General features: G+C 40.2%; 4 protein-coding genes. All 4 read right to left on the reverse strand.

Annotated features, from left to right (window positions below; translation table 11 throughout):
* Positions 1-8: 8 nt before the first annotated feature.
* Complete coding sequence (locus G504_RS0115830; RefSeq protein WP_019671175.1) at positions 9-266, reverse strand: DUF4212 domain-containing protein; 258 nt, start codon at positions 264-266, stop codon at positions 9-11.
* Positions 267-428: 162 nt separating this feature from the next.
* Positions 429-2,369, reverse strand: coding sequence for an OmpA family protein (locus G504_RS0115835; protein ID WP_019671176.1), 1,941 nt, complete (start codon positions 2,367-2,369; stop codon positions 429-431).
* 11 nt (positions 2,370-2,380) lie between these two features.
* Positions 2,381-3,367 carry a PorP/SprF family type IX secretion system membrane protein gene (locus G504_RS0115840; RefSeq protein ID WP_040444349.1) on the reverse strand — a complete coding sequence of 329 codons (987 nt, stop codon included), beginning with the start codon at positions 3,365-3,367 and terminating at the stop codon, positions 2,381-2,383.
* A gap of 8 nt (positions 3,368-3,375) precedes the next feature.
* The coding region (locus tag G504_RS19350; protein WP_019671178.1) for a Calx-beta domain-containing protein at positions 3,376-6,802 on the reverse strand (3,427 nt) is incomplete at its 5' end.

A 6,802-nucleotide genomic window follows, 5' to 3' on the forward strand; every position in this document is an offset into this window, starting at 1 on the left:
GATCTGGTTTATTCGTCGAACCCGTGTTTCTTATCCAGTCGGTTCATTAATCTTACATATATGAAAATTAGGATGACAAAGACATAAATAGACCCCTGTTGGGCAAACCAAAAACCCAGTTTAAATCCGCCTAATTGAATAGTATCCAGCTCATCCTTTAACAGTATTCCAAACCCATAGGATACCAAAAACCAAATACCCAACAAAATAGCGAGATACTGCAGGTTTTTTTTCCAATATTCTTTGGCTTTAGAATTGTGACCCATGAAAATTTATTTTTCTAAATATAAGTATTCCCAATAATTAACGGGCATGTAAGGTAAATTTTTTGATGTGCCCTTTAAGAACTATGATAAAAGAAGTATTGGATGTATTCACCCATCCGTAATGGACAGAATGCTCACAACAATTATAATAAATAGAGAACCTTAATATATGAGATCGTAATTTAAGACGACTATTAATTGCCGTTCATTCTGATTATGCAATTGTTCCGGGCAGAATCCCCCACTTTTGCAGGTATTGACTAACTTATCCTCACCATAACCAATGGTATACAAAATATTTGAAGATGAGACACCATTTTGCTCCAGGTAGTCTTTAATGGCATCAGCGCGATTTTGTGATAACCTGAAATTTGTAGCACTTCCACCACGGCTATCGGTATGAGATTCTATTCGTAGTTGCAATTGAGGAAAACTTTTTACCGCAACGACGGCTTTGTCAAGTTCGGCCGCTATTTCCGGAGTTATAGCGTACCTGCCCTTTTGAAAATAGAACTTATTCATTTTAATTACAGTCTGATCTTCCTTCTCCTCTACCAGGTCATCCAGAAACAAGAGTTCTAAATCAACTAAACTATTATCCTCAAGACTCTGAATTGCTGCTTCATCAAAAGAGCGGATTGTTTCAGAGTATCGTTCTTTGGATGCCTCAAGCATAAGAGTTTCTCTCCATGGAATTTCAAGCCTGTATGTTCCATCCTCATTTGTATAAACTTCCTTAATAAGATTTAAGTCAGTATCGTACGCCCTCACCGCTGCCTTTGAGACCCCCTCTTTTGAGGTTGTATTATTTACCTGTCCCCTAAGGACCAATGTTTTCAGACCCGGTTTATCAGCAACTTGAAATCCATAAATATCATCTTTTCCTTTACCTTCTTTTCTATTTGACGAAAAATAGCCTATTAGACCCTCTGTTTCATTGTTCTTGATAATAAAACCAAAATCATCTTCCCCGGAATTAAGACCCATTCCTAAATTTACAGGAATACTAAAAGACTCATCATTCTGCAATTCGGACTTGTAAATATCCATGCCACCAAGTCCATAAAAAATATCCGATGCAAAAAATAGGCTATTCTCAAAAACAAATGGCGAGATCTCGTTTCCCGGTGTATTGATCCTCGAGCCTAAATTTATGGGAGCAGACATAATTTTACCTTCGTTAGTATCTACATAATAAAGATCTGTACCTCCATAACCATTAGGGAAATTAGCCGCAAAATAAAGTCTGCTGGTCTTCGCATCATAAAAGGGGTAGTAAAAAGATGTGCTTGGATCCCTCAATAAATATTGGGCGGTACCATCTTTTGAAGTCATCATTACTGCCAGACTATTTTTACCATTACTATCAAAAGTCAGCACCCCATCTGCTGCATTAGAGCTTACATAAAATACAGCATCCATGGTTTCTGAATAAAAAGGTGTTGCCTGATGGAAATTTGATTCCGGAATATCTAAAAATGGGTTAGGGTTGAGTATCTGATCATCCGATCCTACTTTGGCTACATATATTTCCAGGTATTCGCTTTCGCGGTAGCCTTTTTTCTTATTTTCACTAAGACTTCTGGTACTGGTAAACAGCATTCTATCATCCTTGTAAAAGGAAGGTGAAAAATCAGAGGCAGGACCATTGGCATTTATGTTGAAAATTTCATACACCAGGTCATCTGCCTTTTCCGATTCCTGGAGTTCATAATTAAATTCGGCGTTTTCCAGCAATTCATTGGACAAGACATCAGTTTTTGTAGCCAGGAAGGCTTTTACTCTATCCTGACCGGAAGTTTTGGCCATTGCCTGCAACATATTATTAAAATGGTATGTGCTTATTTCAGTATCCTCTTTATATACCTCAAGATAAGTGTCGGTAGCATTTTTGTAGTTCTTTGTATGTAAATAGGAATCTGCTAAATTCAGTAATTGCCTTTTGCTTAAAGGATGTTCATTTTTCTCCTTTTTATATTCAAAAATGGCCTGGGTGTATTTGTATTCAAAAAAGAAATCATCTCCTTTTGATTTTTTATCCTGGGCAAAGGAAAAGCTGTCGACAAACAGAAAAGCAATCAGAATTAAGAATTTATATTTCATTGCCTGTACTTTTAGAAAAACCTTGGTGAATCTATTTGTTTTGGTTTGCCCTTAAGGTTCTCGTTTTTTTCCTTTTTGGTATTGGCTCCTCTTCCAATATAAAACTTAAGAATAATTTCGTGCGAACCACTACTATATTCACCTATTGGATTGGTATTATAATCGTAAGAATATCCGGCAAACATGCCGTTAGATATCTGAAACCCTACCAAAGCGCTTATCGCATTATCAAACCTGTAAGACGCACCTGCAGTTAACACATCATTAATTAGAAAGTTAGCCGACAAATTTGTCGTTACCGGTGCTCCCGATATAAGATTAAATAAAAATGCAGGTTTAAATTTAAGCTTTTCAGATAAATCAAAAACATAACCTCCTATAAAATTGAACTGCAACTTATCATCTATAACCTGAGCTACATCATCATCATAAAGCCCGTTGGGCAAAAAGTTAGGTGCTGATGCGCCAAGGTACCATTTGTCCTGATATAAAAATAAACCCGCTCCTAGCGTGGGGTAAAAATTACTGATTTGCTCCCGCCCTAAAATAGGCTCTCCGGGGTTTTCAAAATCTCCCTTAGAAAAATCAACATTTAAAAATGACCCTCCGGCATCAATACCAAAAGACAACTTAGTGTTGGCAGAGAGCATTAGCTGGTACGAGTATGAAATATCTACAAAAGTATTTGTCGTAGGACCCAACTGATCACTTTGGATATTAAAACCTAGCCCCATCTTTTCATTTTCCAGAGGATAATTAACCCCAAACCTGATAGTCCTCGGCGCTCCGTCAATGTCTATCCATTGTGCCCTGTATAGGCCTGTAATATCCATATTTTCCACAGTACCCACATATGCCGGGTTAAAACTACCAATATTGTACATATATTGGGTATACTGCGGTTCTTGCTGTGAATAACTCTCATTTACCACGACCAGGAAAAAGCCTAGTAATAAGAAGACATTACGAGTTAAAAATCTGCTTGTTGTACAAGTCATAAATTTAATCATCTTATGAGCTGAATCCAGCCTTTTCTAATTTCTGAACCATCTCCTAAGTCCAATATATAAAAATAGGTGCCTTGAGGGACCTGTTCTCCATTTCTTGTTCCATCCCAGGTATTCCCGTCTGTCATACCCTGGATGTCATATATCTTATTCCCATACCTGTCAAATATCTGAAGGTAATTATCAGGATAATCCTCCAGGTCATTAATCTTGAGCAAATCATTTGTCCCATCGCCATTAGGTGAAAACTGATTGAAAAGGAAACCCGGTTCCGTATTGGTTGGTTCGTTTACATTCACCCGTACAAATGCTTCCGGATTTGCTCCTGCCACCAACGGAGGACTTATAATAGTTGCAGTATTGCCCCAAATACCAGATATAGGCACATTTACGGTGATCTGTAGTGTTGCCTGTTGGTTTTGCGCCAGACTGGGTATTTGCCATATGCCGGTTGCTCGTTCATAAACACCCAGATCCTGCGTATGGGACAAATAAACGAACTCGGTATCAGGTCCATCCGGTATTATATCTTCAACCACAATTTGTGATACCGTACCCTCCAATGACAGGTTAGTAACAATAATTGTAAATACAACATCTTCTCCAACTAATGGGTTTGCGCTTTCTGCAGTTTTTTCAATCAGCAGGTCTGCAGCCTGAGGAGCACCAATAATTATTGTAACGGTATCCTCATTATTTGCATCATTAATATCCTGGGGTACTGAGCCCAAAAGTGTTGCAGTATTGGAATAAACCCCTCCATCTAAAACTATTGCCGTGATATCCAGGGTTGCACTTGCCAAAGGCTGTAATTCATCAATAAACCATTCTCCTGTTGTATTGTCATATGCCCCCAGTGAAGCAGTCTCAGATACATATTCAAAGCCGCTTTGCAATACATCACTTATAAGTACATCCGATACATTGATATTTGCCAGATTGTTTACAGTAACCGTAAAAATTACTTCCTGCCCAACCTCGACAATTTGAGCGTCTACACTTTTGGTTATTTCCAGATCAATACCTGTACCTATACCATCATCATTACTTATTGTTCCCAGTGAGGTTGCTGTAGCAAGGGTTGCTCCGCCGCTGGGATTGCTTAAAGTAACGGTAAAAGTTTCATCAGGCTCTACAGTCAGATCACCATTTACATTTATATTTAGAGTACCCACAGGTGAACCTGCAATAAAATTTGCCGTGCCAACGGGTAATGTACCACCAACAAAGTCCTCTGCATCGGCAGGATTTTCACCGCTACCCGTAACAGTATAGTCAACCGTGGCAGGCACAGATATATCACCCGTACGGCTCAGGCTAAAACTAAAGACCGTAGTACCACTATTGCCCTCCAGAAGAGTCACGCCAGGTCCAATAGAAATATCATTAATACAATCCGTTACCGTTATGGTTACCGTGACCGTCTGGTCCACACATGGCGGAACCGCCGTATTAGTGGTATAAGTAAACTCATAATTCCCGACTGAAAGTCCCATGAAATCTACGATATTATCACCGTCAATGACAACACTTCCTCCTGATGGATCTGTAATAATTGCCCAGGCACCGGGATCTGCACCAATAAGGAGGTCATCGAGATCTACTGTTGTAATACCATTGGCCGCAATACTGCATGCAGAACCGTTTACAGGAGTCCCGGGAGAGGGTTCTATATTTACGGTAACTATTACCTCTTGTCTTGCCGAAGTACAACCATTGGCGGTAGCCTCCACCCAATAGGAAGTCGTTTCCGTTAAAACAGGTGTGGTATACGAATCTGAATTAGATAAAACCTCTTCATCTTCATCTGTACTGGTTTCTGTGGCATACCAGTTAAAATTTGGATTAGTTGTGCCGGGAGGGATTACGCCTTCAACCGTAAGTAAGGCCTGCCCGGACCCACAGAGGGTGTCGCTTGTCGTCGCCGTTATGACAGGGGTATTATTAACTACAAGAGTAACATCTGAAGAAAGACTCCAGCATAAGTCGTCCGTGGCATAAAAAAAAGCATAATACGTTCCAACGGTGGGATTGTCTTTCTCAGCCTGATTTAAATGATCGGTAGCAGGATCTGTTGGATTAGGATTCCTGCTCCAAACTAAAATAGTGCCCGGTGGTTCGCTCCCATCCGTATAATCATCCAAACTAAGGGCAGGGTCTATTTCATCACAATATGTAGTAGGTACGGTTGGAATTATTATTGGTGGTGCAACATCACAATCGAATTCACATGCGGTTACCGATATTGTAACAGTGCTTGTGGCCTCTGAGCAAGCCCCCTGGGCTGTATTGGTAGTATAGGTATATACATATACGCCCAGGTCCTCATCATCAACATCATCAAACTGAACCCTATTGAAAAAATCCGGAGTTACCTCCGTAGGGCCGCTGGTCCAGGCCCAACTACCATTATCTTCACCTGTAATGAAATCGTCTAAATCTACTCTTGTTACACTATTGTTCCCTCTATTACATGCCGCTGTATCTGTGGTAGTTCCTGCCGAAGGTGTTGTATTAAATTGAAGATCTATCTGCAGTACCGGGCTGGCACAATCATTAAGTGCATCATAGAAAAACCCATAATAGCTATCAGAACCGGTTACAACGCTACTTGATAAATGTGCTCCTGTATTTAAAGGATCGGAATTGGTACTCCATGTAAGTACCGAATTAGGAGGTGCCGGGGTATTTGTATAAGCATCCAGATCCTGCCCGCTACTATCGCATAATTCCGTGACCCCCCCATTAAAAGCAGGGGCTGAAGTTCCTGCAGCACAACTGTCATCGTTAGTTATCGTTCCCAGTCCTGTTCCATCTGTAATGATAGCATTCACCGGCACACTTAGGTTTACATTAAAGGTCTCATTAGCCTCAATTGCTATATCCCCATTTACAGTTACTGTTATGGTTGTGCTTGGATTTCCCGAAGTAATTATTCCACTACCCCCTGAAATAGGAACATAATCAGAACCCGCTGTTGCGCTACCATTAACAGTATTAATTGTAAATGTAATATTATTATTAGCATTGCCTCCACCATCTACGCTTACCACAAAAATAAAGGCCTTGGTTCCTGCATTACCCTCAGTAAGGGTAACGTTGTTGATGCTAATTTCATCCAGGGCTACATCTTCACTGGTGATTGTAACTGTTGCATTGTTAGGAGTACCTACCGTATAACCTGCATCATTTGACAAAGTGACTATCACCGTCTCAGGTCCCTCTACTGCCGCATCATTGATTGGTGTTACCGTTATCGTGCCACTAGATGCATTGTTCGCTATATTTACCGTTCCTGTTAAAGGCGTATAATCTGAGCCACTTGTAGCACTTCCGGTAACCGCATAGCTAATTGCAAGATTACCGCCAGATGTATTTGGTGTATCCAAAGTGACTGTAAAAGTGCCGGTATTCAAAGGACTTTCT

Origin of the sequence: Eudoraea adriatica DSM 19308, from assembly GCF_000382125.1 — a bacterium.
GTDB classification, from domain to species: domain Bacteria; phylum Bacteroidota; class Bacteroidia; order Flavobacteriales; family Flavobacteriaceae; genus Eudoraea; species Eudoraea adriatica.

Bases quoted from the DNA above. Each gene is read 5' to 3' on its own strand.
- G504_RS0115840 (WP_040444349.1), bottom strand. From the start codon at position 3,367: ATGACTTGTACAACAAGCAGATTTTTAACTCGTAATGTCTTCTTATTA.
- G504_RS0115835 (WP_019671176.1), bottom strand. From the start codon at position 2,369: ATGAAATATAAATTCTTAATTCTGATTGCTTTTCTGTTTGTCGACAGC.
- G504_RS0115830 (WP_019671175.1), bottom strand. From the start codon at position 266: ATGGGTCACAATTCTAAAGCCAAAGAATATTGGAAAAAAAACCTGCAG.